The sequence below is a fragment of the Streptomyces endophyticus genome (assembly GCF_035798155.1).
GTDB lineage: Bacteria > Actinomycetota > Actinomycetes > Streptomycetales > Streptomycetaceae > Streptomyces > Streptomyces endophyticus.
On sequence record NZ_JAOZYC010000184.1, the window covers coordinates 97,708 to 124,663 of the forward strand.

The window sequence follows — 26,956 nt, forward strand, 5'->3', positions numbered from 1 at the left end:
CAGATGGACCGCAGGCTTCCGACCCCCTCACGGTTGCGGATAAATCTCCAGCTCGGCGCCCTCGGGCAGCTCCTCGACGCCCTGGACGACGCCGCCCGGGTAGGCGATCCGGACCTTGCGCAGCGACGCGATCCCCTTCAGCGGCGAGAGGTCGATGTCGCCGCCCTGCGTCACATGCAACTCCTCAAGACCTTGCAGTCGGCGGGACATGCGCCGCAGTTGCAGCGGGGTGCCCTGCTGGGCGTAGACGTAGAGCTTGGTCAGCTGCGGGATCTGGCTGGCCGGGTTGAAGAGGAGGGTGCTGAGCTGTTCGGCCGAGAGGCAGAGCGTGCGCAGCTCGGGCAGGTGGCCGAGGAGTCCGCCCCAGCCGTCGGGGAGCAGTCGGCTGCTCGCGTCCTGGAGGCGCAGCTCCTCCAGCGCGACGCAGCGGGTGATGTCGGCGAGGTCGGAGGTCCCCGGCGGAAGCGACAGTGTCTTGAGCCGTCCTGGCCTGGGCAGTTCGGCCACGCCGCGCCACGGGACGCCCGCGCCGATGTGCAGGGCTTCGAGCCGCGCGCACTGGTCGAGCTGCTCCAACGGCTCGAACTGCGGCACGTTCTCCAGGGTGAGACTGCGCAGCTGGGGGAGGCCGGTGAGCGGTTCCGGGTCCTTGACGTTGCGGCAGCCCTGGAGGGTGAGGCTCTCCAGGTGCTGGAAGTCGTGGAGGAGGGAGAGGTCGTCGATCCGCAGCGCGCCGCGCAGCCGCAGCTCGCGCAGGTGCTCCGAGGACAGGGCGGCGCGGACGGCGTCGGGGTCGAAGTCGCCGTGGATGCCGACGCGCTCGCAGCCGGGCAGCCGGGACAGGGCGTCGAGTTCGGCCCGTGAGCGGACGGTGACGGGCTCGCCGGGCGCCGCTTCGAGGAGCGGGGCGATGATCTCGCGGGCGTACGTCTCGGTGTCGAAGCGGTCCCAGTGGCCGAGGAGCTGGGCGCGCACGGTGGACTGCGAGGTGGTGAGGAACTCGCGCAGGCGCGGGATGGCCGCGTCGCCGCCGATCTGGCAGATGGCGTGCGCGGTCGCAAGCTCGGCGTCCCCGTCGAGTTCGTCGGCCCTCGGGAGCAGCCCGAGGAGCAGCGGCCCCGTGCGGGCGAGGACGCGGGCCTGGCGCAGGCTGCGCGGCGGGAGCATGCTCGCGGCCTCGGCCTCGATGGTCTGGCGCACGGCGGGTTCGAGCCGCGTGGCCTGTTCGAGGGAGGCGAGGGCCAGGAGGCGGATCCTGGCCTGGACGGTCACGTCCTTCTCGCGCTTTCCGCGGTCGCTGAGGCGCATCAGCAGGTCGGCCCGCCCATTGTGATCGGCTTGCGCGACAGCCATCTGCACCACGTCCTCCCACTGGTCCATGTGAGCGTGTTTCACCAGCATGCCGAAGTCACGGTCCTCAAGAACAGCCTTGGCACCCAGGTAGTCCTGAAACGTACGATGAATGAAGTCCACGGCGCCGGGCGCCGGCTCGCGGAGCAGCCCGGAGCGCTCCAGCAGGTATTCCAGCGCGTGCTCGGGCCCGCCGAGCCGCTCCAGGCTCGGCACCTGCGGCTCAAGTCTGCGCAGCTCATGGATGGCGTCGTCGCGTTCCATCTGGCTGTCGTCGTTGCGGATCAGCCGGTACGCGAGCCGTTTGAGCGGCTCGGTCGCGGACTCCTCGTCGAGCCGGGGCCGGTCGTCGCCCCGCCCGTACAGGTCCCGCTCCACGTCGCGCCGCTCAAGGAGCATCGACAGGGCGGCCTTGTAGAGAGAGGCCCGGCCGTGCGGCAGAAAGCCCCGGCGTTCGCGGTGCAGGGCGCAGATCAGGCTGCACATCAGGGGGTTGGTGGCGAGGCGGCTCAGCTCGGGGTTGGAGCGCAGGGATTCGACGAGCTCCTCGGCGAGCCCCTCGCGCGCCCCGGCCGCGATGTGCCAGCGCGCGATGAAGCGGCGCAGGTCGGCGGGGCTGAGCGGGTTGAGGCTCAGTTCGTGGAAGCCCTCGCTGCGCAGCCAGCCCGGTTCGAGCGCGGAGGGCCGGGTGGTGCACAGCCAGAGGTTGCCCGGGAACTGCTGCACGAGGTCGCGCAGCCATTGGCGGGCGCGGCGCCGGTCGGCCTTGGGGATCTCGTCGAGGCCGTCGACGAGCAGCACCCCGCGGCCGTTGCGCAGGACGCGGACGACCCAGCCGTCGGGTTCACTGCCGCTGAGCCCGCAGCGCATCCACTCCAGGAACTCCTCGGGCAGCGGGAGTTCGGCGCCCTGGCGGGTGAGGGTGCGCAGCGGCAGCACGAACGGGACCCGCCCGATCAGCTGCGGCAGCGCGACGGGCACGGACTCCTGGCGTGCGGTGGTCAGGGCGAGCCACTGCACGAGCGTCGTCTTGCCGGTGCCGGCGAGGCCGTGCAGGAGGACCTTGCCGTGCCCGGCGAGCGCCGTCTCGACGCTCTCCTCGGGCACGGTCTCGTAGTCGCCGCCCTCGTCCTCCGCGGCCGCCAGCGGTACGGCGGTGGGGCTCAAGTAGGCGTCGTCGAGCGGCCATTCGGGCCCGGCCGGGTCGCGCAGGTCGACGCCGTAGATGGTGAGCTGACCGTGCCGCCCGACGACATAGTCCGCGTAGCTCTCCTCGAACCGGATGTCGGCGGCCTGGTGGTCCTCACCGGAGACGGTCCGCAGCACGCGCTCCAACAGCTCCTTCTGTTCGCGGAGTTGGCGGAAGTTCGACAGCTGGGCGCGGGCCTCGAAGCCGGGCCGCTCGGTGAAGAACCGCACGAGGTGCACGCAGGCGGTGACGAGCAGCGCGTCGTGGAAGCGGGCCGCGTCCGCGGTGAGCAGCCCCTTGATGTCCCGCTCCGCCGCGTTGGACAGCGTGGCGGCCAGCTCCTCGGGCCCGAGCACCACCAGGTCGACATCGTTCATGTCGAGTTGACCGAGCGCGAAGAGCGTACGGGTCAGGGCCTGGCCCACCGCGTCGTGCTCGTCGTCGGGCAGCCTGGCCTCGTGCGACGGCGCGGCCCGCACCGCGCGGCGCACCAGCTCCCTGGACAGCCGGTGCATGTCGTCACGGCTGAGAGCCGGATGATCGCCGACAAAGGACAGCAACGCCCGTACGCGGATGGGCTTTTCACCGGGGAACTCGGCGCCCGCCACCTTCGCCGGAGGCAGCACGAACCGCTTCAGCAGCGGCACCACCACCGAGGACGCGAGCTTCAGCCCCATTGCGCCCAGTTCCACCGCTCACCCCCATCGCCCACGTGTCTTCTACTTTACGTGTACGAGGGCGGGGCACCAGATGCCCGAACTCACACCACACCACCTTGCCGGGGTCCCGCTCCCCCACGCCCCACGCGTCGGCTACCGCCGCCACCAGGAGCAGCCCCCGCCCACCCTCGTCCGGCCGCACCACACGCGGCACGCCGTTGCCACTGTCGTGCACCTCGACGCGGAGCGCGTCCGCGTGGGGCAGGAGGCGCAGGAGGTAGCCGCGGCCGGGCGGGACGCCGTGGAGGAGGGCGTTGGTGGCGAGTTCACTGACGCAGAGCGCGATGTCGTGAGCGCGGTCGTCGTCCACGCCCCAGTCGGCCAGCGCGGCACGGGTGAACTCCCGGGCGGCGGGGACGGATTGACGTTCGCGGCGGTAGAAGCGCTCGCGGGGTTCCTGGTTCACGAGTGGAATGTTGCGGAGAGTGATTGACTGGCGACAGTGAATCAACCCCGACAGATTTTTTGTCGGGGTTCGGGTGGGGTCAAGAAGGAACGGGGGCGGGGAGATGCCCGTCATGAGCCCTGCGCAACATCCGCCGAAGAATCCCTCGGCGATGAGGCTGGTCGCCGACCTCGTCGCCCTCTTCCGGAAGGCCGCCGGCTACACACAGGCGGCGCTCGCGGAGCGGCTGATAGTGGCCGAGTCGACGATCGCGGCGATCGAGCAGGCGCGACGCCCGCTGGTGCCGAAGCTGGCGGCGTCGATGGACCAACTCCTGGAAACCAAGGGGGCGTTGGTCACGGCGGTGGCAGCGATGCCGGAGGTGGACCAGTTTCCGTAGTGGGCGGAGTCGTACATGGCGCACGAGCGCGAGGCCATCGCGCTGTCCTGGTACGACGTCGTGACCGTGCCCGGCATCCTCCAGACCGAGGACTGCGCCCGCACGGTGCTGCGCAACCGCGTCCCGGCGTACGACGAGGACGAGATCGAGACCAAGACGGCCGCGCGTGTGCAGCGACAAGAGGTGCTGCACCGGAAGTGCCCGCCGACGCTGAGCTTCGTCGTCTGGGAGGCGGCGCTCAAGCTGGCGTATCTCGACCCGCTGGTGCGTGCGGAGCAGCTCCGGCACTTGCGGGTGTGTGCGGAACTTCCGGGGCTGGCGCTCCAGTTCTTGCCGCTGGACTCCCCTACCCACGCGGGCCTCGACGGGGCCTTCACCCTCTTGGAAACCCCCTCGCACCAGCACCTCGCTTACACGGAATCCCAGCGCGGTAGCCAGTGGGTTTCCGACCCCGACCAGCTGTCTTCGCTGGCACGCAAGTATGCGATGCTGCGATCACAGGCCCTCACGCCCGAGCAGTCCATGGGCCTACTGGACCGGCTGCTAGGAGAACGATGAGCACCGCACTGAACTGGTTCAAGTCGAGCTACAGCGGCAGCGAAGGCGGCCAGTGCCTCGAAGTCGCCTACGACTGGCGGAAGTCGAGCTACAGCGGCAGCGAAGGTGGCGCCTGCGTCGAGGTCGCCACGCACCCCACCGCCGTCCACATCCGCGACTCCAAGAACCCCGACGGCCCCCACTTCACGGTCACGCCGGAGGCCTGGGGCGCCTTCGTCCCAGTAGCCACAGCAGATACGGACCGCCGACGAGCGCGGTGAGCGCGCCCACCGGGATTTCCAGCGGTGGGATCAGGACGCGCGCGGCCAGGTCCGCCGCGACCACGGTGACCGCGCCGGTCAACGCCGAACAGATCAACGGCAGTTGAGGCGTACAGGTGAGGCGCCGGGCCAACTGGGGCGCGGTGAGGGCGACGAAGCCGATGGGCCCCGCCGCCCCGGTGGCGCTCGCGGCGAGGGTCACACCGAGGAGGGTCAGGCCGATACGCAGACGGCCGACCGGCGCGCCGAGGGCGGTCGCGGTGTCGTCGTCGAGGCCGAGGACGCGTTGCGCGCGGGCCGCCCATGGCAGGGTCGGCACCGCGAGGAGGAGCAGGCAGGCGAGCGGGACGGCCTGGTCCAGGCCGCGCCCGTTGAGGCTGCCCGCGAGCCACAGCTTGAGCTGCTCCGCGGCGTCCAGTTCACTGTCGGTGAGGTAGAGCTGCACGAGCGCGGACAGGGCGAGCCCGATCCCGACCCCCGTCAGCACAAAGCGAGTTGGATGCATTCCGCTGCGGCGCCAGGCCGCCGCGTACACAACGGCAGCCGCACCCAGGCCTCCGGCCACCGCGACGAGCGGCAGCGCCGCGGGCGCCACCGCGACGCCTGTGGCCAGCAGAGCGACCGTGGCGGCCGCGGCGCCGTGGCCGACGCCGAGGACGTCGGGGCTCGCGAGTGGGTTGCGGGTGACGGTCTGCACGAGGGCGCCGGACGCGCCGAGCGCGGCGCCGACCAGGGCGCCGAGAGCGATCCGGGGCACGCGCAGCTCGGAGACGACGAGGGCGTGCGGTCCGGGTCCTGAGGTCAGTTCGTGGAGGACGTCGGCGGGTGCGACCCACGCCTGCCCGGCGCAGGCCGCGAGCACCATGACGACGCCGAGCAGCACGGTCAGCGCACAGGCCACTCCGGCCGAACGCCGGTGCAGAAGCAGCGAGTTGCCCCCGCTGCGCAGCACCGTCACGCCGGCCCGCGGCCCAGCCGCACGCCCCGTCCCGGCCACTACGCCGCCACCCCCCGGCGCCGTACGAGAACCACCAGAACCGGCACCCCGACCAGCGCGGTCATCACCCCCGCCGGCACCTCCCCCGGTGGCCGTACGATCCGGCCCAGTACATCCGCGGCCAGCAGCAGGGCAGCGCCCAGGAGTGCCGACAGCGGCAGCGTCGCCCGGTGGCCCGCGCGGATCAGGCGGCGGGCGAGGTGCGGTACCGCGAGGCCGATGAACGCGATCGGGCCCGCGGCGGCGACCGCGGCCGCCGTGAGCAGGGTCGCGCCGAGCGCCGCGCAGACCCGCACCGTGTGCACGCGATGCCCGAGGGAGCGTGCCGTGTCGTCACCGAGGGCGAGGGCGTCGAGGCCGCGCGCGCAGCCGAGCACGAGCAGCACGCCCGCCGCGAGGAACGGCAGCATGCGGACGACGGTTCCGGCGTCGCGGCCCGCGAGGGAGCCCGCCTGCCAGAACCGGTACTGGTCGAGCGTGGCCGAACTCGACGTCAGGACAACGGTGTTGAGGCCCGCGACCATCGCCGAGAACGCCGTCCCCGCGAGGGCCAGCTTCACCGGCGAGGCGCCGCCCCGGCCGCGCGCCGCGATCACGTACACCGCGCACGCGGCGACGACGGCGCCCCCGAACGCGTACCAGATGTATCCCGTGAACCCGCTCGCGAGACCGGTCGCGGTGGCGAGGACGACACCGGCGGCGGCGCCCTGGCTCAGGCCGAGGATGCCGGGGTCGGCGAGGGGGTTGCGGGTGACGGCCTGGAGGGCGGCGCCGGACAGGCCGAGCGCGGCGCCCGCCACCAGGCCGACGGCGGTGCGCGGCACGCGCAGGGAGCGGACGACGAGGGCGTCCGGGCTTTCGGCGTGCCCGAGGACGGCGTCGACGGCGGTGGCGAGCGGTACCTGCCGGGTGCCGACGGCGAGGCTGAGGGCGACGGCGAGCAGGGTGAGCGCCAGCGCGGCCCCGAGCGCGGCGCCCGCCCAACCCACCTGGGCCGCCCGTGAGTTGCTCACTCGCCGAGGGCGTTCGCGAGCTGCTTTATGACGAGGCGGGCGGCGGTGGGGCCCGCGTTCAGGTACCAGGGATCGTCGTCGACCTTGATGGCGTGCCCGGCCTTGACCGCCTTCATCGACTTCCACAGCGGCCCGGCCAGCACGCTGCCCGCGTCGGTCTTCTTGGCGTCGCCCTGCACCGAGTAGAAGATCCGGTCACCGTCGGCGAGGTCGACGCGTTCGGCGCTGATGTCCTGCGAAATGGCCTTGAACTGCTGGGACTTGGGCCGTCCTACGCCCATGTCGACGGCGATCGAACCGGTGAAGGAGGAGACGCCGAACATCCGGGTGCGGCCGGGCGTGAAGCGCAGCATGGACACGGTGGTATCGGCGGCGCCGCGCACGTCGCCCTTCGCCTTCGCGTCGGCGGCGATGCCGTCGATGGCCGTCTGCGCGGCCTGCTGCTTGCCCACGGCGGCGCCGACCATGAGGAAGTCCCGCTTCCAGTTGACGCCCTGCCCCTTGGTGACGACGGTCGGGGCGATCCTGGACAGCTTCGGGTAGAGGTCGGCGAGGGACTGGTTGACGAGGATGAGGTCGGGCTCGGCGGCCTCGATGCTCTCCAGGTTGGGGGCGGCGCGGGTGCCGATGTCGGCCATCTTCGCCAGCTCCGCGCGGTCCTTGGGGTAGGCGTCGCGGAGGTAGTCGGGCACGAGTCCGGCGTTGTCTGCGCGGGTGGCGGCGACGGGGACGGTTCCCAGGGTGAGCAGGTCGTCGAGCTGGCCGGTGCTGATGGTGGCGATCCGCTGCGGCCGCGCGGCGATCTTCGTGGTGCCCTCGTAGTGCTTGACGGTGCGCGGGAAGGCGCCGTCGGCGGCCTTGCTGCCCATGCCGTCGGTGAGGGAGGCGGGCGCGGCGGCCGGACCCTGCGCGGATCCGGCGACCTTGTTGCGCTTGCCCTCGGCCGCGCTCTTGCCGTCACCGTCGCCCCCGGAGGCGCATCCGGTCAGCAGACTGCCGATGACGGCGAGGCCGACGACGGCCTTCACGCTCCACGCACGCACAGGAATCCCCTCGGAGACGGACCGACGGGCCCGGATTAATTAGGTAAGGCTCACCTTATCCATACGTTCCTGTGGCTCATGCCCCCCCTCCCCGCTCACCTGCGGCGCAGCAGTACAGCCACTCCGCCCCCCAGCAGCAGACCCACCACGACGAGCCCGCCGAGCACCACGTGGAAGGCGCTGTCGTACGTGCCCGAGCGGGTCAGCGTCGCCACCACCGACCCGTACGCGGCCACCGCCACCGCCTCGCCGCCCAGCCGCAACGTGTTCACGAACCCGGCGGCCATCCCGGCCCGCTCCGGGGCGACGAGCGCGAGGGCCTGGCCGTCGACGAGCCCGGCGGAGAGACCCATACCGGCGCCGGTGACGATCATCGGCAGGGCGACAACGGCCACGGACACGTGCGGCGAGAAGAGCAACAGGCCGAGGTCGCCGACGACCAGACACCCGAGGCTCACGAGGATCAACACCGTTGCGCTGACGCCCCGTTCGACCAGCTTCGCCGCAAGCACCGGCGAGACGAGCACCGGCACGGTCAGCAGCAGCATCAGCCACCCGGCCGCGGAGCCGTCGCGCCCGGTGACCGCGGTGAGGTAGCTCGGCAGGTACGTGAGCATCGTGACGAAGCCGAACGAGGCCGCCACCGGCACCAGCGCCAGGCCCACGAAGCGGCGCTCGCGCAACAGGCCGAGATCGAGCACGGGGTGGGCGCTACGCCGCTCGACGCCGACGAAGACGCACAGCGCGACGACGGCCGCCACGAACAGGGCCAGCACTCCCGCGCTCCCCCAGCCCCACTGCGAGGCCTGCACGATGCCGGTGGTCAGCAGCACCATCGTCGCGACGAAGAGCAGGCCGCCGACGACGTCGACCCGCGCTGATCCGCGTACGGACGTCGGGACGGAACGTGCGATCAGGGGTACGGCGAGCAGCGCCACGGCCAGTGCGGCGGCGTGCAGGGCGAACACCCAGCGCCAGCCGGCAGTGGCGACGAGCTGCCCGGCGAGGGTCGGGCCGAGCGAGATGCCGACGCCCGCGACGGTCCCGAAGAGCGCGAACGCGCGGGCGCGGGCGGGACCTTCGTACGCGGTGGAGAGGATCGCGGCACCGGCCGAGAAGATCGCGGCACCGCCGACGCCGGCGAGGGCGCGGGCCACGTCGAGAACCAGGGCCCCCGGCGCGAGGGCGCTGACGGCGGAGGCCACGGCGAAGAGCGCGGCGCCCGCGGCGAAGACCCGCACCCGCCCCACGACGTCGGCGACGGAGCCCCAGACGAGGGTGCAGCAGGCGAAGGCGACGTTGAAGGCGTTCACGACCCACTGGAGCGCGGTGTCGGAGGCGCCCAGATCCGCGCCGATGGCGGGCAGGGCCACGGCCGTGCCGGAGATCGACATGGGGACGACGAAGACGGCGAGGAGGACGGCGGCGAGGGTCGGGCCACGGCGACCCCGCGCCTCCTCAACAGGCTTGAGCTGTTCGGCGGTTGTTGCGGACATGCGCGAGCGCCCCCGACGGAGGTTGAGGTTCGGAATTGATCGAACCTTACCTTCGCACGAGGGGAAGGTACGATGCAAGTAGAACCTGAGCGAAGGGCGACACCCCATGCCGGACGACGACGGCCACCCCACACCGGCCGAGATGGACCTGCGCACGGTCCTGCACGCACTCGCCGACCCCCTCCGGTTCGGCGTGATCGCCCAGTTTCTGAGGGAGCCGGCGGACGCCGAACGCACCTGCGCGTACTTCGAACTCCCCGTCTCGAAGTCCACGACCTCACACCACTTCAAAGTGATGCGCGAGGCAGGCCTGATCCGCATGATCGACCATGGCAACAGCCGCACGGCGATACTGCGGCGGGGGGAGTTGGACGAGCGGTTCCCGGGACTGCTTGACCTGATCGCCGCGGACTGAGCGCAGACCGGAAAGGAAGTTGAGGGCCGCATGCACTGGTTCAAGTCGAGCTATAGCGGTAGCGAAGGTGGCGCCTGCCTCGAAGTCGCCTACGACTGGCGGAAGTCGAGCCACAGCGACTTCAACCACGGCGCCTGCGTAGAGGTCGCCACCCACCCCACCGCCGTCCACGTCCGCGACTCCAAGAACGCCGACGGCGGCCCGCACTTCACCGTCACGCCGGAGGCGTGGAGCGCGTTCGTCCGTGGCGGTCGGGGCTGAAGCCGTTCGGGCTTGACTCGGTCCGGCGGGTCCGGGAACTGGAGGGCCCCCGGTCCCGGCTCTGGCGCGCCGAGCTCCACGGCACCCCGGTGATGGTCAAGCAACTGGTCGACGCGCCGGAGGCCGCCGACCGGTACGCCCGCGAGGTGACGTCCCTGCGGCTCGCCGCCACCGTGAACCCACCCGTGGTCCCCCGCCTCCTCGACACCGACCCCGATGAACGCGTGCTGGTCCTGGAGTACGTGGAGCACCGGCACCCAGGACCGGACTGGCGGGTCGACTACGCGGCAGCGCTCGCACGGCTCCACGCGGCGGGGCACACCGCCGCCGACACCGAGACCCGCGCTCTGCCGGTCTGGTCGGGGCCGACCGGGGACGACATCGAGGCGCTCCTCCGGCTCGCCGCCGCGCTCGGTGTGCCCGAACCACCGGGCGTAGGAGCGGAGTTGGAGGGTCTGGTGGCCCGCCTGGCGCGGACCACCAACCGGGCGCTGCTGCACGGCGACCCCTGCCCGGGCAACGATCTGCACACCGCCGACGGCGTACGGTTCATCGACTTCGAGCAGGCCTCCCTCGGTGACGGCCTCGTCGAACTCGCCTACCTCCGCATCGGCTTCCCGACCTGCTGGTGCTCCACGTCCCCGGCCCCGGAACAACTGGCCGAGGCGGAGGCCGCGTACCGGGCGGCGTGGCGCGAGGCCACCGGCACCGAGGTCCGGGGCGACGTCACGGACGCCTGCGCCGGGTGGATGCTGCGCGGCGACGCGCTGGTGCCGCGGGCCGAGCGCGGCACCGTCGACCACCTGGCCCGCGTCCCGGACGCCGACTGGGAGTGGGGCACCGCGACGGCCCGGCAGCGCCTCACGCACCGGCTGGGCGTCGTCGCCGACCGGAGCGGCGAGCTCCCGGCCCTCGGCCGCCTCGCCGTGGACCTGCGCACGAGCATGCTGACGCGCTGGCCGAAGCTCCGGCCACTGCCGTGGGAGCGACCGCACGGATCCTGACATCCGCCAGGAGGGCACGGCGTATATACTGGGTGACTCGATATATCACCCTGGAGGTTCCCATGAGCAAGACCCTGGTGGATGTCAACGACGAGATGCTCACTGCCGCACAGCGGCAACTGGGGACGGCCACCAAGCGGGACACCATCAACCGCGCGCTGGCGATAGCGGCGTCCATCAGTGCTGACGACCGGGCCCGCGCCTTGCGATGGCTGCAGGAGAACGCGGAGGACTACCTCGACTTCGACGTCCTGGAGGAGCGGGAGGCGTCCGGGTTGTGACCTACCTCGCGGACACCTCCGCCGTTTGGCGCCTGTTGCGCGGGCAGCTCGGCGACCCCTGGCCAGGCCGCGTCGCACGCGGCCTGGTCGCCATCTGCCCTCCCGTTGAATCAGAGCTCATGCCGGGCCTGCGCTCGGACCGGCACTACGAACCGTTCTTCACGATGCTCGGGCAGACCTTCGGCTGGGTCCCCGTCCTCGACGACCCGTGGCCGCGCGTCATCGCGGTCCAGCGCGACCTGGTGCGCATCGGCCACCACCGGGGCCCCTCACCGATCGACATCCTCATCGCACTGACCGCGCAGCAGCACGGACTGACTCTGGTGCACGTCGACGACGACTTCGGAGCCATCGCGAAGGTGTGTCCCGACATCTCCATGATCCGCGTGCAAACCACCGTCTGAGCACGCACGGACAAGGGCCGCACCCCCGCCACCAGGACGGGAATGCGGCCCTCAACTGCCTTGGCCTGCCTGCTTACTCGCTGATCAGGCTGCGCAGCACGTACTGAAGGATGCCGCCGTTGCGGTAGTAGTCCGCCTCACCGGGGGTGTCGATGCGGACGACCGCGTCGAACTCCACGCCGGAGTCGGTCGTGACCTTGACCGTGGCCGGGGTCGTGCCGTTGTTGAGCTCGGTCACGCCGGAGATCGAGAAGGACTCCTCGCCGGTCAGGCCGAGCGAGTCGGCCGACTGGCCCTCCGGGAACTGCAGCGGCAGGACGCCCATGCCGATGAGGTTCGAGCGGTGGATGCGCTCGTACGACTCGGTGATGACGGCCTTGACGCCGAGCAGCGCGGTGCCCTTGGCGGCCCAGTCGCGGGACGAACCGGAGCCGTACTCCTTGCCGCCCAGGATGACGAGCGGGGTGCCCTGCGCCTGGTAGTTCTGCGACGCGTCGTAGATGAACGACACCGGGCCGTCGGCCTGGGTGAAGTCGCGGGTGTAGCCGCCCTCGGTGCCCGGCGCGATCTGGTTGCGCAGGCGGATGTTGGCGAACGTGCCACGGATCATGATCTCGTGGTTGCCGCGACGCGAGCCGTACGAGTTGAAGTCACGACGCTCGACGCCGTGCTCCGACAGGTACTTGCCGGCCGGGGTGTCGGCCTTGATCGCACCGGCCGGGGAGATGTGGTCGGTGGTGACCGAGTCGCCGAGCTTGGCCAGGACGCGGGCGTCCGCGATGTCCTGGACCGGCGTGGTCTCCATCGTCATGCCCTCGAAGTACGGGGGCTTACGGACGTAGGTCGACTCGGCGTCCCACTCGAAGGTGTCGCCGGTCGGGATCGAGAGCGCCTGCCACTGGGCGTCGCCCGCGAAGACGTCCTGGTAGGACTTGTTGAACATGTCCTCACCGATGGAGTTGGCGACGACGTCGTTGACCTCGGCCTCCGTCGGCCAGATGTCGGCCAGGAAGACGGGCTTGCCGTCCTGGTCGACGCCGAGGGCGTCCTTCGTGATGTTGACCTTCATCGAACCGGCGAGGGCGTACGCGACGACCAGCGGCGGGGACGCCAGGTAGTTCATCTTGACGTCGGGGTTGATGCGGCCCTCGAAGTTCCGGTTACCGGAGAGGACGGACGTCACGGCCAGGTCGTGGTCGTTGACGGCCTTCGAGACCTCGTCGGGCAGCGGGCCCGAGTTGCCGATGCAGGTGGTGCAGCCGTAGCCGACGAGGTTGAAGCCGACCTTGTCGAGGTACGGGGTCAGACCCGCCTTGTCGAAGTAGTCGGTGACGACCTTCGAGCCCGGGGCGAGCGTGGTCTTGACCCACGGCTTGCGGGTCAGGCCCTTCTCGACGGCCTTCTTCGCGACGAGGGCCGCGGCCACCATCACGTAGGGGTTCGAGGTGTTGGTGCAGGAGGTGATCGCGGCGACGGTGACGGCGCCGTGGTCGAGCTCGTACGTCGAGCCGTCGGGGGCGGTCACGGTGACCGGGTTCGACGGGACGCCGTTGGAGACGGCCGGGGCGTCGGAGGCCGGGAAGGACTCCTTGCCGGCCTCGGAGTCGTCGGCGACGTAGTTGCGCACGTCCTGCGAGAACTGCTGCGCGGCGTTCGCGAGGACGATGCGGTCCTGCGGGCGCTTCGGGCCGGCGATGGAGGGGACGACCGTGGAGAGGTCGAGCTCCAGCTTCTCGGAGAAGTCGGGCTCGGCGGCCGGGTCCAGCCAGAGGCCCTGCTCCTTGGCGTACGCCTCGACGAGCGCGACCTGCTGGGCGTCACGGCCGGTCAGACGCAGGTAGTTCAGCGTCTCGTCGTCGATCGGGAAGATCGCGGCGGTGGAGCCGAACTCCGGCGACATGTTGCCGATGGTGGCGCGGTTGGCCAGCGACGTGGCGGCCACACCCTCGCCGTAGAACTCGACGAACTTGCCGACGACGCCGTGCTTGCGCAGCATCTCGGTGATCGTGAGGACCAGGTCGGTGGCGGTCGTGCCGGCCGGCAGCTCACCGGTCAGCTTGAAGCCGACGACGCGCGGGATCAGCATGGAGACCGGCTGGCCGAGCATCGCGGCCTCGGCCTCGATGCCGCCGACGCCCCAGCCCAGGACGCCCAGGCCGTTGACCATCGTGGTGTGCGAGTCCGTGCCGACCAGGGTGTCGGGGTAGGCCTGGCCGTTACGGACCATGACCGTACGGGCCAGCTTCTCGATGTTGACCTGGTGGACGATGCCGGTGCCCGGGGGGACGACCTTGAAGTCGTCGAACGCGGTCTGGCCCCAGCGCAGGAACTGGTAGCGCTCCTTGTTGCGGCCGTACTCCAGGTCCACGTTCTGCTTGAACGCGTCGTTCGTGCCGAACTTGTCGGCGATCACGGAGTGGTCGATGACCATCTCGGCCGGGGACAGCGGGTTGATCTTCGCCGGGTCGCCGCCGAGGGCCTTCACGGCCTCACGCATCGTGGCGAGGTCCACGACGCAGGGGACGCCGGTGAAGTCCTGCATGATCACGCGGGCCGGCGTGAACTGGATCTCCTGCGCGGGCTGAGCCTGGGAGTCCCAGTTGCCGAGCGCACGGATGTGGTCGGCGGTGATGTTCGCGCCGTCCTCGGTGCGGAGCAGGTTCTCCAGAAGGACCTTCAGGCTGTAGGGAAGGCGGGCCGAGCCCTCAACCTTGTCCAGCTTGAAGATCTCGTACGACTCGTCGCCCACGCGCAGCGTGCTGCGGGCGTCGAAGCTGTTCGCCGACACGACAGTCTCCTTCATATATGTGCGCGTTCCACCGCATCCTGCCGCCACGCCGACTCGACGATCCGCTAAGGTAAGGCTAAGTTAGGTAAGCCTTACTCTTCGATCCTCGATACCGTGCGGCCGTGGTGCGCCTCGGTAGATATCTCGATGTCGAGATAACTCTAATACATCACCCGGTGGTGCCATCAAGCGGTGCCGCCGAGCCCACACCTGCGCGCGTACCCGCCGCCCGCCCCCTCCATCGTCGTACGGGGCGCGAACCTCGGCGACTCGTCGCCCCGGCGAACCCCTCAAGATGCAACATCTCATATCTGAGATAACCTGCCGCCATGGCAGACGACTACCTCGAACGCATCGGCAAGCTCATCCGCGACGCCCGCCAGCACCGGGGCTGGACGCAGTCGCAGCTCGCGGAGGCGCTCAACACCAGCCAGAGCGCCGTCAACCGCATCGAGCGCGGGAACCAAAACATCAGCCTTGAGATGATCGCTCGAATTGGCGAAGCCCTCGACAGTGAAATCGTCTCCCTCGGGTACGCGGGACCGATGCATCTGCGCGTGGTCGGCGGACGTCGGCTGTCGGGTTCGATCGAAGTGAAGACGAGCAAGAACGCGTGTGTGGCGCTGCTGTGCGCCTCGCTGCTCAACAAGGGCCGCACCGTGCTGCGCCGGGTCGCCCGCATCGAGGAGGTGTACCGCCTTCTGGAGGTACTCGGCTCGATCGGCGTGCGCGCCCGCTGGATCAACGACGGCGCGGACCTCGAGATCGTGCCGCCCGCCGAGCTCGACATGAACGCCATCGACGCGGACGCCGCGCGCCGCACCCGGTCGATCATCATGTTCCTCGGCCCGCTGCTGCACCGCATGGACCGCTTCAAGCTGCCCTACGCGGGCGGCTGCGACCTCGGCACCCGCACGATCGAGCCGCACATGATCGCGCTGCGCCGCTTCGGCCTCGACATCACCGCGACCGAGGGCCTCTACCACGCGGAGGTGCACCCGGACGTCGCTCCGGACCGCCCCATCGTGCTGACCGAGCGCGGCGACACCGTGACGGAGAACGCGCTGCTTGCCGCGGCCCGCGCCGACGGCACGACGATCATCCGCAACGCCTCCTCCAATTACATGGTCCAGGACCTGTGCTTCTTCCTTGAGGCGCTGGGCGTCGAGGTCGAGGGCGTCGGCACGACGACGCTCACCGTGCACGGCGTGCCGCACATCGACGTCGACGTCGACTACTCGCCGTCCGAGGACCCGGTCGAGGCGATGAGCCTGCTGACCGCCGCCGTCGTCACGCAGTCCGAACTCACGGTCAAGCGCGTGCCGGTCGAGTTCCTGGAGATCGAGCTGGCGGTCCTGGAGGAGATGGGCCTCGACCACGACCGCTCGGCGGAGTACCCCGCCGACAACGGGCGCACGCGGCTGATCGACCTCACGGTCCGCCCGTCGAAGCTCGAAGCCCCCATCGACAAGATCCACCCGATGCCGTTCCCCGGCCTGAACATCGACAACGTGCCGTTCTTCGCGGCGATCGCGGCGTCGGCCCAGGGCAAGACCCTCATCCACGACTGGGTCTACGACAACCGGGCGATCTACCTGACCGACCTGAACCGGCTGGGCGGGCGCCTCCAACTCCTCGACCCGCACCGGGTGTTGGTCGAGGGCCCGACCCGCTGGCGCGCCGCCGAGATGATGTGCCCGCCGGCGCTCCGTCCCGCCGTGGTCGTGCTGCTGGCGATGATGGCGGCCGAGGGCACGTCGGTGCTGCGCAACGTGTACGTGATCAACCGCGGCTACGAGGACCTGGCGGAGCGGCTCAACTCCGTCGGCGCGCAGATCGAGACGTTCCGGGACATCTGAGCCCTCGCGTTCAACTCCCGCCTGCCCTTGGGGCGGGCGGGGTGTGAGGGTGTGCGCATGAAGCGTTCCTCCCGCGCCACCATCGCCGCGTGCGCCGCCCTGGTTCTGCTCACCGCATGCGGCAGCGGGAAGGGCGGTCCTGACACCAAGTCGCCCTCGCCGGGCGGCGGTTCGGCGTCCTTCGGGGCGCCGGCCGCGAGCCGCTCCCCCGCCGCGGGAAAGGGCTCCAAGGACCCGGACGACCTCAACGGGGACGGGTACCGGGACCTGCTGCTCCCGGTGGAGGCGCCCGGCGGGGAGCCGCAGTGGGAGCCCGCCGACGAGCGGATCCTCGTCGTGTACGGGTCGGCGCACGGGCTCGACCCGGTGACCCGGTCGGTGTGGGGGCGCAGCGATCTGGGGCTGCCCGCCGCGAAGTCCCCCAGCGGCGTCGACCGCCCCGAGGCCGTCGACACTCCGCGGGTGGCCGTCGCGGACCTCGACGGGGACGGGTTCCCCGATCTCACCGTGCCGGTCCTGGGCCAGGAGGACGTGGACGACGGGAAGCTCATCTCCAAGCCCACCGCCTCGTACGTGATCTGGGGTTCGGCGCACGGGCCCGGCAGGTCCGGGCGGAAACCGACGAAGCTACGGCTCCCGCCCCCGGCCGCCGCGCTGGGATTCGACGGTGTGGTGCGCGGCGACTTCGACGGGGACGGACACCACGACCTGGCCGGTCTTGAGCAGTCGGGCACCAAGGCATGGCTGCTGTACGGGCCGTTCGACCGGTCCACCGGGGCGCCCGCACGGACCGGGACGCTGCCCGCGTCCGGCGGCATGCTGTACGCCGACGACATCGACCCGACCGGCGACAAGCCGCACGTCACCGCGCTCCTCATGCGCGAGGGCGACGACGGGGAGCAGGCCCACAACATGCTCTACACCGCGCCCGCCACCGGCAAGGGCCGCGAACTCGTCGCCGGCAGCGCCCATGCCTTCGGCGATTTCGACGGCGACGGGCGCCGCGACGTGGTCGTCGGCGACAACGGCAGCCGCAACGACGAACCGGGCGCCGGGACCGAGGAGCCGGAGGTCGACCACGCGATGACGATGTACCCGGGCGACGGCGGTGCCCCGGTCCGCCGGGAGCTGCCGCGCCCCGGGCAAAAGGGCTTCCGTGCCGCTCTGGTGTACGCGGCGGCCGACCCGGACGGCGACGGCCGCGACGGCGTCCTCGTGGCCACGGAGCACGGCGTGGCGCTGCTCAACGGGACCGACGAGGTCGTGGAACTCGACCGCGAGGGGCCCGCCCGCGGCCCGCGTCGGCACGCCCTGCCGTACACCGCCGCGGACTTCGACGGGGACGGCCGGGACGAGCTGGTCCTTGCCTGGAGCGCGGACAGCGTGTTCGCCATGTACGGAGAGAACCCGACGCACTGGTGGATCACGGAAGGCACGTCGGGACGGGACCGGGCGGCGTTCGACGCGACGGCGTGGGTGAAGCGGCGGCCGTACGCTTCGCCGTCGTCCTGATCGCGGCAACGGTGTTGCGGTCTCGGGGCTCCGCCCCGGACCCCGCTGCTCGATCGCCGCAGGGGCTCTAATCCGCCGCAACAAACTCACGGATCGCCGCCGCCAAGGCCCTTGGCTGGTCCAAGGGAATCAACGTTCCGCAGTCGTCCAGCTCCACCAGCCGCCCCTGCGGCAGCAGTTCCGCGAGGCGCCGGCCGTGGGCCAGGGGCATCATGCGGTCCTGCTTGCCCCACACCACCAGCGCGGGCCGGTCATAGGTGCGCAGCGCGTCCGCCGCCTCCATCATCTCCGTCTTCACACCGGAGCGGAGGTAGTGCAGGAGGAGCTTGCGCGCCGCCGGATCCTTGCGCAGCGGCTCGATCCAGCGGTCGATGAGCTCGTGCGGGACCGGTCGCTGCGACATCACCGCGTACCCCGTGCCGGGCATGCGTCGCAGGGGCCGTACGGACAGCGTGCGCACGAGCATCGTGATGCCGCCGGGGACCCGGGCCGCCACTTCCAGGAGCTTGCCCGCCGGGCCCGGCGGATAGTTGTCGAAGGCCTCGCAGCCCGCGATGACCATGCGGCCCACCCGGTCGGGCCGCTCCGCGGCGAGCTGCTGGAGGCGCCCGGCGTCGTTCTCCACGAACACCGTGTCGTCGCCCAGTTTGAGCGCGTCGGCGAACTCGCCGATGAGCAACGCCACGGAGTGCGGGGTGATCTTGGCGCCGGGCCGCACGGGCACATGGTTGCTCCCGTACGGGAGGGTGGGCACGATGCACCGCACGGACGTGCCGAGTTCGTCGACGACGTGCCGCCACACCGTGCCGTCCTGGGCGAGCCCGTGGAGGAGGACGACGGTCGTGCCGTCGCCTCCCGTGTCCTCGTACGCGATCGGGCCCACGGAGAGGTCCACCGAGAGTTCCGTCTGCTGCGTCATGCCGCCGAGCCTAGGCCTCGTTCGTGCTCAGGGCAGGACGGCGATCCCGTCGAGTTCCACCATGGCCTGTTCGTCCCACAGGCGGCTCACTCCGATCACGGCCATCGCCGGGTAGTCGCGGCCCGCCAACTCCCGCCAGATCCGGCCGAGTTCGCGGGCGTTCTCCCGGTAGTCCGCCACGTCCGTGGCGTAGACCGTGACGCGCGCCAGGTGCTCCGGTGTGCCGCCGGACGCGCGCAGCGCGGTGAGCAGGTTCGTCAGGGCGCGGGTGAACTGTGCGGGGAGCGTGGCGCCCACGACCTTGCCGTCGGCGTCCAACGACGTCTGGCCCGCGAGCATCACCAGGCGGCCGCCCGTCGCGACGACGGCGTGGGAGAAGCCGGTGGGCGGGGAGAGTTCGGGCGGGTTGACGCGTTGCAGGTCGCCGCTGTTGCCGCTGCTCACGAGGACTCCTTGTCGTGTTCCTTGTACAACTCGCGGGCGATGATGGCGCGTTGGACCTCGGATGCGCCCTCGTAGATGCGGGGCGCCCGGACCTCGCGGTACAGGTGCTCAAGCACGTGACCGCGGCGCAGCGCCCGCGCTCCGTGCAACTGCACGGCGGCGTCGACGACTTGCTGGGCCGCCTCCGTGGCGATGAGCTTCGCGGCGGCGGCGCGGCGCGGTACGTCCGGGGCACCCTCGTCGTACGCGGACGCCGCCGCGTAGACCATGAGGCGCGCGGACTCGACCCGTACCGACATGTCGGCGACCTGGTGGGCGACGGTCTGGAGCTCCTTCAGGGGCGCGCCGAACGCCTCCCGCTCCGAGGTGTGCGTGAGCGTCGCGTCGAGGGCGGCCTGCGCCATGCCTACGGCGAAGGCGCCGACGCTGGGCCGGAACAGGTTCAGCGTGCCCATCGCGACGCGGAACCCGGCGTCGACCTCGCCGAGCAGGTCGTCGCGGGTGACCGGGACGCCGTCGAAGGCGAGGGTTCCGATGGGGTGCGGGGAGATCATGTCGAGGTGCTCGCCGGTCAGCCCCGGGCGGTCGGCGGGGACCGCGAAGGCCGTCACGCCGCGCGCGCCCGCGCCCTGGGTGGTGCGGGCGAAGACGGTGTAGACGTCGGCCTCGGGTGCGTTCGAGATCCAGCACTTCTCGCCGGTGAGCCGCCAGCCGCCGCCGTCGCCGTCGTCGGGCCTGGCTTCCAGGGACAGCGCCGCCGCGTCCGAGCCCGCCCCCGGCTCGCTCAGCGCGAACGCCGCCACGGCCCGGCCGGCGCCCACCTCCGGCACCCACCGCTCGCGCACCGCGGCGCCGCCGTACGCGTGGATCGGGTACGCCCCGAGCCCTTGCAGCGCGAGCGCCGTCTCGGCCTCCGTGCTGACGCGGGCCAGGGACTCGCGCAGCAGACACAGATCGAGCGCGCCCGAGGTGAACAGGCGCTCAAGGAGCCCGAGTTGGCCGAGTTCGGCGACGAGGGGGCGGTTGACGCGACCCGGTTCGCCCTTCTCGGCGAGTGGGGCGAGGCGGTCGGCCGCGAGGGCCCGTAGCTCGCCACACCACGCGAGCTGCTCCGGTTCGAGCGAGAATGTCCCCATACGTGGTGCTCCTCTCACGACTGCCTACCGGTCACACCCAGGAACCGTATCGCGCCCCGTTGACTGTCGTCACCATCACGATACGCTCGATGCGCGCCGCCTCACCCGGCGACGGCATGCGAGCCACTCACCACGAGGGGGCGCCAGGCCATGACCCACCATCCGCTCAGCCCACTGCTTCCTTCTGGGCACGTCGACACCTTCGCGCGCGACCATCTGCCGCCCGCCGAGCTGTGGCCGGGACTCACCTTCGACCTGCCCGAGCTGCGCTACCCGCAGCGGCTCAACTGCGGGGCCGAACTCCTCGACGCCACGATGGAACGGCACGGCGCGGACCGCCCGGCCTTCCACTCCCCTGGCCAACCCCCTTGGTCCTACGGCGAGTTGAAGGCGACGGTCGACCGGATCGCGCACGTGCTCACCGACGACCTGGGCGTCGTCCCCGGCAACCGGGTGCTGCTGCGCGGCCCCACCACCCGGCATCTCGCTGCCTGCTGGCTCGCCGTGATGAAGGCGGGGGCCGTCGCCGTGACCGTCCTCGCGCAGGCGCGGACGAGCGAGCTGGCCACCGTGTGCGGGATCGCGCAGGTGGGGCACGCCCTGTGCGACATCCGCTCGGTCGACGACCTGGCGAAGGCCGAGGTGCCGGGGCTGCGCGTCACCACGTTCGGCGGCGACGGACCCGACGACCTGCTGCACCGTGCGGCCGGGAAACCGGCGTCGTACAAGGCCGTGCCGACGGCCGCCGACGACGTCGCACTGATCGCCTTCACCTCGGGGACCACCGGGCGCCCCAAGGGGTGCATGCACTTCCACCGGGACGTGCTCGCGGTCGCGGACACCTTCGCGCGGCACGTACTGAAGGCCGGTCCCGACGACGTGTTCGCGGGGAGCCCGCCGCTGGGCTTCACGTTCGGGCTCGGCGGGCTTGTGATCTTCCCACTGCGGGCGGGTGCTTCGGCGCTGCTGCTCGAACAGGCGGGCCCGCAGAAGCTGTTGCCCGCGATCGCCGAGCACCGGGTGTCGGTGGTGTTCACCGCGCCGACCGCGTACCGGGCGATGCTTGCTCTGCTTGCCGAGGTCCCCTCGTACGACATCTCCTCGCTGCGCCGCTGCGTGTCCGCGGGCGAGAATCTGCCCGCCGCGACCTGGCAGGCCTGGCAGGAGGCGACCGGGCTCCGCATCATCAACGGGATCGGCGCGACGGAACTGCTCCACATCTTCATCTCGGCGGCGGACGACGCGATCCGGCCCGGCACCACGGGCGTTCCCGTGCCCGGCTGGGAGGCGCGGATCGTCGACACCGAGGGGCGCCAACTCCCGGACGGAGAGCCTGGGTTGCTCGCCGTGCGCGGCCCCGTCGGCTGCCGCTACCTCGCCGACGAGCGGCAGACCGTGTACGTACGGCACGGCTGGAACGTCACCGGGGACACGTACGTCCGCGAGGCCGACGGCTACTTCCGGTACGTGGCCCGCGCCGACGACATGATCATTTCCGCCGGGTACAACATCGCGGGCCCGGAGGTGGAGGACGCGCTGCTGCGCCACCCGGACGTGGCGGAGGCGGCTGTCGTCGGGCGGCCCGACGAGGAACGTGGTCAGGTCGCCGTCGCGTATGTGGTGCTGCGGGCGGGGGCGCGGCAGGACGCCGAGGGGCTGCGCGAGTTCGTGAAGGCCGAGCTGGTCCCGTACAAGTGCCCGCGCGCGATCGAGTTCCTGGACGCGCTGCCGCGCACGGCCACGGGAAAGCTCCAGCGGTTCCGGCTCCGCGAGCCCTCAGCCGTAGAGTGATCACGTGCCCGAGCAGCCCACGCATACGCCCCGCTCCCTCATCGTCACCCTGTACGGCGCCTACGGCCGCGGTCTGCCGGGGCCGCTGCCGGTCGCCGAGCTGATCCGGCTGCTCGGCGCGGTCGGCGTCGACGCCCCGTCCGTCCGCTCGGCGGTGTCCCGCCTGAAGCGCCGCGGCCTGCTGCTCCCGGCCCGCACCACCGCCGGAGCCGCCGCCTACGCCCTCTCCGACGACGCCCGCCAGCTCCTCGACGACGGCGACCGCCGCATCTACGGGAGCGGTTCGCCCGCCGACGGCTGGGTGCTCGCCGTGTTCTCCGTGCCGGAGTCCGAGCGCGCCAAGCGGCACGTGCTGCGCTCCACGCTCACCGGCCTCGGCTTCGGCACGGCGGCGCCCGGCGTATGGCTCGCGCCCCTCGCCGTCTACGAGGAGACCCGGCACACACTGGAGCGCATCGGCTGCTCCGGGTACGTGGAGCTGTTCCGCGGCGAGCACCTGGGCTTCGCGGCGACGGCCGACGCCGTGGCCGGCTGGTGGGACCTCTCCGCCCTCGCCAAGCTCCACGAGGCGTTCCTCGACGAGCACGAGCCGGTGCTGCGGGCGTGGGAGGCCCGCGAGGGCACCCCGCCACGCGAGGCCTACCGCGACTACCTCCTGGCCCTCGACTCCTGGCGCCACCTCCCGTACGCGGACCCCGGCCTGCCACCGGAACTCCTGCCGGAGGGGTGGCCGGGGGTGCGGGCGGCGGGGGTGTTCCGGTCGCTGGATCTGCGGCTCCGAAAGGCGGGGGCGCGATTCGCGGGCGATCCGGAGACGTGTGCCGACGGGTGAGTCCCGCCACGCCACGGGGCTCCGCCCCGGACCCCGCTGCTCAATCGCCGCAGGGGCTTTAAATGCTCACCCCGGCAGCATCAGCCGTGGTTTCGGGGCGTCCAGGCGGCCCGTCTGGGGGCGCCTGCTGCCTGCCCCGTACTGCTGGGGCCACGTCACTCCCGGCCCCGCGTACCCCTGTTCCGCCGCCGCGTGGAGCGTCCAGTTCGGGTCGTACAGGTGCGGGCGGGCCAGGGCGCAGAGGTCCGTACGGCCCGCCAGGACAAGGGAGTTGACGTCGTCCCACGAGGAGATCGCGCCGACCGCGACGACCGGGACACCGGCCTCCGCGCGGATCCGGTCCGCGTACGGCACCTGGTAGGAGCGGCCGAACGCGGGCCGCTCGTCCGAGACCACCTGCCCCGTGGACACGTCGATCGCGTCGGCGCCGTGCGCGGCGAAGGCACGGGCGATCGCGACGGCCTCCTCCGCGCTGGTGCCGCCCTCCGCCCAGTCCGTGGCGGAGATCCGCACCGTCATGGGCCGGTCGTCGGGCCACACCTCGCGTACGGCGTCGAAGACCTCCAGCGGGAACCGCAGCCGACCCTCCAGCGAGCCGCCGTACGCGTCCGTGCGCCGGTTCGTCAGCGGGGAGAGGAAGCCGGACAGCAAGTAGCCGTGCGCGCAGTGGAGTTCGAGGAGGTCGAAGCCCGAGCGCGCCGCGTTCCGTGCCGCCGACGTGAACTGCTCGCGTACGTCGGCGAGTTCGGCCGTCGGCAGCTCGCGCGGCAGCTGGCTGTCCGGGCGGTAGCGGAGCGCGGACGCCGCGACCAGCGGCCAGTTGTCGTCCCGCTCCGGGAGCGGTTCGTCCATGCCCTCCCACATCAGGCGCGTGGAACCCTTGCGGCCCGAGTGGCCGAGCTGCACACCGATCGCCGTGCCGGGCGCCCGCGTGTGGACGAAGTCCACGATCCTGCGCCAGGACGCCGCCTGTTCCGGTGTGTAGAGGCCCGCGCAGCCGGGCGTGATGCGGCCCTCGGGGCTCACGCACACCATTTCCGTCATGACGAGTCCGGCGCCGCCGAGGGCCCGCGCCCCCAGGTGCACGAGGTGGAAGTCGCCCGGCACCCCGTCCACCGCCGAGTACATGTCCATCGGCGAGACGACGACCCGGTTCCTCAGCTCCAGGCCGCCGAGCCGGAACGGCGTGAACATCGGCGGCGTGCCCTCGGGGCAGCCGAACTCCCGCTCCACCGCCTCCGTGAAGCCCGCGTCGCGCAGCCGCAGGTTCTCGTGTGTCACCCGGCGCGAGCGCGTGAGCAGGTTGAACGCGAACTGGCGCGGCGGCTGGTCGAGATAGCGGCCCAGCTCCTCGAACCACTGGAGGCTGGCCCGCGCCGCCCGCTGCGTCGACGCCACGACGGGCCTGCGCTCCTCCTCGTACGCGGTCAGCGCCGCGTCGGTCGTGGGCTGCTCGGTCAGGCACGCGGCGAGCGCGAGCGCGTCCTCGACGGCGAGCTTCGTACCGGAGCCGATGGAGAAGTGCGCGGTGTGCGCGGCGTCGCCGATGAGCACGCAATTGCCGTGCGACCAGCGGTCGTTGACGACGGTGCGGAAGGTCAGCCATGAAGAGTTGTTGGTCTTCAGGGTGCGGTCGCCGAGGGCGTCCGTGAAGATCTTGGCGCAGGCCTCGATCGACTCCCGTACGTCCATGCGGTCGAAGCCGGCCGCCTGCCACACCTCTTCGCGCATCTCGACGATGACCGTGGAGCCACCCTCGCTGAACGGGTAGCCGTGCAGCTGCATCACGCCGTGCTCGGTCTCGGCGATGTCGAAGCGGAAGGCGTCGAACGCGAAGTCGGCGGCGAGCCAGATGTAGCGGTTGCGGTGCTCCTCGATGTGCGGTCCGAACGCGTCGGCGTACGCCTCGCGGGTCTTGCTGTGCACGCCGTCGGCGGCGATGACCAGGTCGTACGCCTCGCGGAGCTCGTCGATCGGCGGCGCCTCCGCCTGGAAGCGCAGGTCCACGCCGAGTTCGCGGCAGCGGCTGTGCAGGATCTCCAGGAGGCGGCGGCGGCCGAGCGCCGCGAATCCGTGTCCCGTCGAGGTGTGGCGGCGGCCTTGGTGCACGATGTCGATGTCGTCCCAGCGCACGAACTCGTCCTGGAGCGCCCGGTAGACCACCGGGTCGGCGTGCTCGATGCCGCCGAGGGTCTCGTCGGACAGGACGACGCCGAAGCCGAAGGTGTCGTTCGGGGCGTTCCGCTCCCAGACCGTGATCTCCCGGTCCGGGTCGAGGCGCTTGAGGAGGGCGGCGGCGTACAGGCCGCCGGGGCCGCCTCCGATGACGGCGATGCGCCGGGCGCGTACGGTCATCCGCCGGTCACCTCCCCTGCCACTTCGGCGAGCGCTTGTCCGTGAACGCGGCGTGGAACTCGGCGTAGTCCTCGCCGTGCATGAGCAGCGCCTGCGTGGCCGCGTCCATCTCGATGGCCCCGGCCAGCGGCATGTCCAGCTCGGCCGTAAGCAGCGCCTTCGTCTGTGCGTACGCGAGGGCGGGCCCCTCGGCGAGGCGCCGGCCGAGGGCGAGCGCGGCCTCGTCGGCCCCGCCCTCGTCGGTCAGCTCGCTGATCAGGCCGATGCGCTCGGCCTCGGGCGCGCGGACCGCCTCGCCGAGCATCAGGAGGCGGGTGGCGTGGCCGAGGCCGACGACGCGGGGCAGCAGATAGGCCGCGCCCATGTCGCCGCCGGACAGGCCGACCTTCGTGAACAGGAACGCGAAGCGGGCGCTCGGGTCGGCGACGCGGAAGTCGGCGGCGAGCGCCAGGACCGCGCCCGCCCCGGCCGCGACCCCGTGCACGGCGGCGATCACGGGGAACGGGGCCTCGCGCACGGCCCGTACGACCTGCCCGGTCATCCGGTTGAAGTCGAGGATCTGCGCGGTGTCCATGGAGAGCGTGGCGCCGATGATCTCGTCGACGTCGCCGCCGGAGCAGAAGCCGCGGCCCTCGCCGGTGAGGACGAGGGCGCGCACGGACTTGGTCCGGGACAGCTCGGCGAGGAGGTCGCGCAGGTCGGCGTAGGCGCCGAAGGTGAGCGCGTTGAGTTTCTCGGGGCGGGCGAGCGTGACGGTGGCGACGCCGCTCTCGTCCACGACGTACGTCAGGTGCTGCCAGGAGTCGGTACGGGGGGTGGAGCCGGTGAAGGGACTCATGCGATGCCTCCGGCTGGTAGCGGGCGTGCCGAGGAGGGGCAAGACCCGTTGACCGTATCACCGCATCGTGACCGCCGTCACGAGTGCGCGATAAGCCAGAGTGTGGCCAAAGGGCGGAAAGGGTCGGACGTCCCGACCTGCACCGACCGGAGCCTCTTTCGCCCCACGCCGTACCATTCATAAGGTTGAACGCAGGACAGTCCCCCTTGAGCCCGTTCCTCCGAGCCCGCCCCCAGGATTCCGCCGTGACTCCCTTCTCCGGTCCCCCCACGCCCACGTCGTGGCGCATCGCACTGCCGCACACGGTCGCGGCCGTGCCGGTCGCGCGCGCCCTCGTGCGGACCGCGCTGTCCGAGATCGACTCACCGGCCGCGGACGCGGACACGGCGGAGCTGCTGACGGCGGAGCTGGTGGCGAACGCGGTGGAGCACACGACGGGGGACACACCGATCGAGCTGGTCGTGGAGCTGCTCGACTCCGGCTGTCAGGTCGAGGTGCACGACACGGACCCGGCGCCGCCCACCGACCTCACCAATCCCGAGGACGACGGGCCGCCCGACCCCTGGCAGGAGCACGGCCGCGGCCTGCTCCTCATCCGCACGCTCAGCTCGTCGTGCGGGCACCGCCCCACCGATTCCGGCAAGGCGGTGTGGTTCACGCTTCCCTCTACGGTGCCGCCGCAGCGCCCGGCGTCCGAGGCGTAGGTC

The 26,956-nt window shown here is 71.6% G+C and carries 22 protein-coding genes and 2 pseudogenes; 12 read left to right on the forward strand and 12 right to left on the reverse strand.

The features are described from left to right. Positions 1 to 27: 27 nt before the first annotated feature. Together OKJ99_RS36800 and OKJ99_RS36805 are read right to left on the reverse strand one after the other, a co-directional pair. Positions 28 to 3,216 (reverse strand): NACHT domain-containing protein, encoded by a 3,189-nt coding sequence (locus OKJ99_RS36800; RefSeq protein WP_326022688.1) that lies wholly within the window; start codon positions 3,214 to 3,216, stop codon positions 28 to 30. 76 nt (positions 3,217 to 3,292) lie between these two features. Beyond that, a pseudogene (locus tag OKJ99_RS36805) lies at positions 3,293 to 3,718 on the reverse strand (ATP-binding protein); the annotation flags it as partial. 58 nt (positions 3,719 to 3,776) lie between these two features. Here OKJ99_RS36805 and OKJ99_RS36810 point away from each other — a divergent pair. Then, positions 3,777 to 4,601: pseudogene (locus tag OKJ99_RS36810) on the forward strand (helix-turn-helix domain-containing protein). Next, on the forward strand, positions 4,598 to 4,861 hold the full coding sequence (locus tag OKJ99_RS36815) for a DUF397 domain-containing protein (RefSeq protein ID WP_326022690.1): 264 nt from the start codon (positions 4,598 to 4,600) through the stop codon (positions 4,859 to 4,861). Before OKJ99_RS36810 ends, OKJ99_RS36815 begins: the two are co-directional and overlap by 4 nt. Here the strand turns inward: OKJ99_RS36815 and OKJ99_RS36820 are convergent. From OKJ99_RS36820 to OKJ99_RS36835, 4 genes are all read right to left on the reverse strand, one after another. Continuing rightward, complete coding sequence (locus tag OKJ99_RS36820) at positions 4,791 to 5,858, reverse strand: FecCD family ABC transporter permease (RefSeq protein ID WP_326022692.1); 1,068 nt, start codon at positions 5,856 to 5,858, stop codon at positions 4,791 to 4,793. The genes OKJ99_RS36815 and OKJ99_RS36820 overlap by 71 nt on opposite strands. Then, positions 5,858 to 6,871 (reverse strand): FecCD family ABC transporter permease, encoded by a 1,014-nt coding sequence (locus tag OKJ99_RS36825; protein ID WP_407700837.1) that lies wholly within the window; start codon positions 6,869 to 6,871, stop codon positions 5,858 to 5,860. Before OKJ99_RS36825 ends, OKJ99_RS36820 begins: the two co-directional genes overlap by 1 nt. Continuing rightward, positions 6,868 to 7,914 carry an iron-siderophore ABC transporter substrate-binding protein gene (locus OKJ99_RS36830; protein WP_326022693.1) on the reverse strand — a complete coding sequence of 349 codons (1,047 nt, stop codon included), beginning with the start codon at positions 7,912 to 7,914 and terminating at the stop codon, positions 6,868 to 6,870. The genes OKJ99_RS36825 and OKJ99_RS36830 overlap by 4 nt, the downstream gene beginning before the upstream one ends. 95 nt (positions 7,915 to 8,009) lie before the next feature. After that, positions 8,010 to 9,410: an MFS transporter gene (locus tag OKJ99_RS36835; RefSeq protein WP_326022694.1), complete on the reverse strand. Its 1,401-nt coding sequence runs from the start codon at positions 9,408 to 9,410 to the stop codon at positions 8,010 to 8,012. A 106-nt stretch (positions 9,411 to 9,516) separates the two neighbouring features. Here OKJ99_RS36835 and OKJ99_RS36840 point away from each other — a divergent pair, with 106 nt between their 5' ends. From OKJ99_RS36840 to OKJ99_RS36860, 5 genes are all read left to right on the forward strand, one after another. Then, the gene (locus OKJ99_RS36840) at positions 9,517 to 9,825 is read left to right on the forward strand and encodes an ArsR/SmtB family transcription factor (protein ID WP_326022696.1); all 309 of its coding nucleotides are present in this window, start codon (positions 9,517 to 9,519) and stop codon (positions 9,823 to 9,825) included. A gap of 30 nt (positions 9,826 to 9,855) precedes the next feature. Continuing rightward, a complete protein-coding gene (locus tag OKJ99_RS36845; RefSeq protein WP_326022697.1) occupies positions 9,856 to 10,086 on the forward strand; it encodes a DUF397 domain-containing protein in 231 nt (76 codons plus the stop codon). Then, on the forward strand, positions 10,053 to 11,090 hold the full coding sequence (locus tag OKJ99_RS36850) for a phosphotransferase (RefSeq protein ID WP_326022698.1): 1,038 nt from the start codon (positions 10,053 to 10,055) through the stop codon (positions 11,088 to 11,090). The genes OKJ99_RS36845 and OKJ99_RS36850 overlap by 34 nt, the downstream gene beginning before the upstream one ends. Positions 11,091 to 11,152: 62 nt before the next feature. After that, positions 11,153 to 11,371 carry a DUF2191 domain-containing protein gene (locus tag OKJ99_RS36855; protein WP_326022699.1) on the forward strand — a complete coding sequence of 73 codons (219 nt, stop codon included), beginning with the start codon at positions 11,153 to 11,155 and terminating at the stop codon, positions 11,369 to 11,371. Further along, on the forward strand, positions 11,368 to 11,775 hold the full coding sequence (locus OKJ99_RS36860; protein WP_326022700.1) for a PIN domain nuclease: 408 nt from the start codon (positions 11,368 to 11,370) through the stop codon (positions 11,773 to 11,775). The genes OKJ99_RS36855 and OKJ99_RS36860 overlap by 4 nt, the downstream gene beginning before the upstream one ends. A gap of 73 nt (positions 11,776 to 11,848) precedes the next feature. On the opposite strand, the gene acnA is transcribed toward OKJ99_RS36860, so the two are convergent. Further along, positions 11,849 to 14,578 (reverse strand): aconitate hydratase AcnA, encoded by a 2,730-nt coding sequence (gene acnA, locus OKJ99_RS36865; RefSeq protein ID WP_326022701.1) that lies wholly within the window; start codon positions 14,576 to 14,578, stop codon positions 11,849 to 11,851. A 314-nt stretch (positions 14,579 to 14,892) separates the two neighbouring features. Here acnA and OKJ99_RS36870 point away from each other — a divergent pair, with 314 nt between their 5' ends. Both OKJ99_RS36870 and OKJ99_RS36875 read left to right on the forward strand, forming a co-directional pair. Next, positions 14,893 to 16,422 carry a UDP-N-acetylglucosamine 1-carboxyvinyltransferase gene (locus OKJ99_RS36870; RefSeq protein WP_326022702.1) on the forward strand — a complete coding sequence of 510 codons (1,530 nt, stop codon included), beginning with the start codon at positions 14,893 to 14,895 and terminating at the stop codon, positions 16,420 to 16,422. A gap of 57 nt (positions 16,423 to 16,479) precedes the next feature. Then, on the forward strand, positions 16,480 to 17,934 hold the full coding sequence (locus tag OKJ99_RS36875; RefSeq protein WP_326022704.1) for an FG-GAP repeat domain-containing protein: 1,455 nt from the start codon (positions 16,480 to 16,482) through the stop codon (positions 17,932 to 17,934). 67 nt (positions 17,935 to 18,001) lie between these two features. On the opposite strand, the gene OKJ99_RS36880 is transcribed toward OKJ99_RS36875, so the two are convergent. The 3 genes from OKJ99_RS36880 to OKJ99_RS36890 are packed head-to-tail and all read right to left on the reverse strand — an operon-like array spanning position 18,002 to position 20,433. After that, positions 18,002 to 18,853, reverse strand: a complete 852-nt coding sequence (locus OKJ99_RS36880; protein WP_326022705.1) for an alpha/beta fold hydrolase — start codon at positions 18,851 to 18,853, stop codon at positions 18,002 to 18,004. A 27-nt stretch (positions 18,854 to 18,880) separates the two neighbouring features. Next, positions 18,881 to 19,297, reverse strand: a complete 417-nt coding sequence (locus tag OKJ99_RS36885) for a RidA family protein (RefSeq protein ID WP_326022707.1) — start codon at positions 19,295 to 19,297, stop codon at positions 18,881 to 18,883. Further along, the gene (locus OKJ99_RS36890; RefSeq protein WP_326022709.1) at positions 19,294 to 20,433 is read right to left on the reverse strand and encodes an acyl-CoA dehydrogenase family protein; all 1,140 of its coding nucleotides are present in this window, start codon (positions 20,431 to 20,433) and stop codon (positions 19,294 to 19,296) included. The genes OKJ99_RS36885 and OKJ99_RS36890 overlap by 4 nt, the downstream gene beginning before the upstream one ends. A 150-nt stretch (positions 20,434 to 20,583) precedes the next feature. Between OKJ99_RS36890 and OKJ99_RS36895 the strand changes: the two genes are divergently transcribed. Further along, positions 20,584 to 22,224 carry an AMP-binding protein gene (locus OKJ99_RS36895; protein WP_326022710.1) on the forward strand — a complete coding sequence of 547 codons (1,641 nt, stop codon included), beginning with the start codon at positions 20,584 to 20,586 and terminating at the stop codon, positions 22,222 to 22,224. A 4-nt stretch (positions 22,225 to 22,228) separates the two neighbouring features. Further along, on the forward strand, positions 22,229 to 23,056 hold the full coding sequence (locus OKJ99_RS36900; protein WP_326022712.1) for a PaaX family transcriptional regulator: 828 nt from the start codon (positions 22,229 to 22,231) through the stop codon (positions 23,054 to 23,056). Positions 23,057 to 23,122: 66 nt separating this feature from the next. On the opposite strand, the gene OKJ99_RS36905 is transcribed toward OKJ99_RS36900, so the two are convergent. Beyond that, positions 23,123 to 25,411: a bifunctional salicylyl-CoA 5-hydroxylase/oxidoreductase gene (locus OKJ99_RS36905; protein WP_326022713.1), complete on the reverse strand. Its 2,289-nt coding sequence runs from the start codon at positions 25,409 to 25,411 to the stop codon at positions 23,123 to 23,125. A 7-nt stretch (positions 25,412 to 25,418) separates the two neighbouring features. Beyond that, the gene (locus OKJ99_RS36910) at positions 25,419 to 26,249 is read right to left on the reverse strand and encodes an enoyl-CoA hydratase family protein (protein WP_326022715.1); all 831 of its coding nucleotides are present in this window, start codon (positions 26,247 to 26,249) and stop codon (positions 25,419 to 25,421) included. Between the two features lie 245 nt (positions 26,250 to 26,494). Here OKJ99_RS36910 and OKJ99_RS36915 point away from each other — a divergent pair, with 245 nt between their 5' ends. Further along, the gene (locus OKJ99_RS36915) at positions 26,495 to 26,953 is read left to right on the forward strand and encodes an ATP-binding protein (protein ID WP_326022717.1); all 459 of its coding nucleotides are present in this window, start codon (positions 26,495 to 26,497) and stop codon (positions 26,951 to 26,953) included. The last annotated feature ends 3 nt before the right edge of the window (positions 26,954 to 26,956 follow it).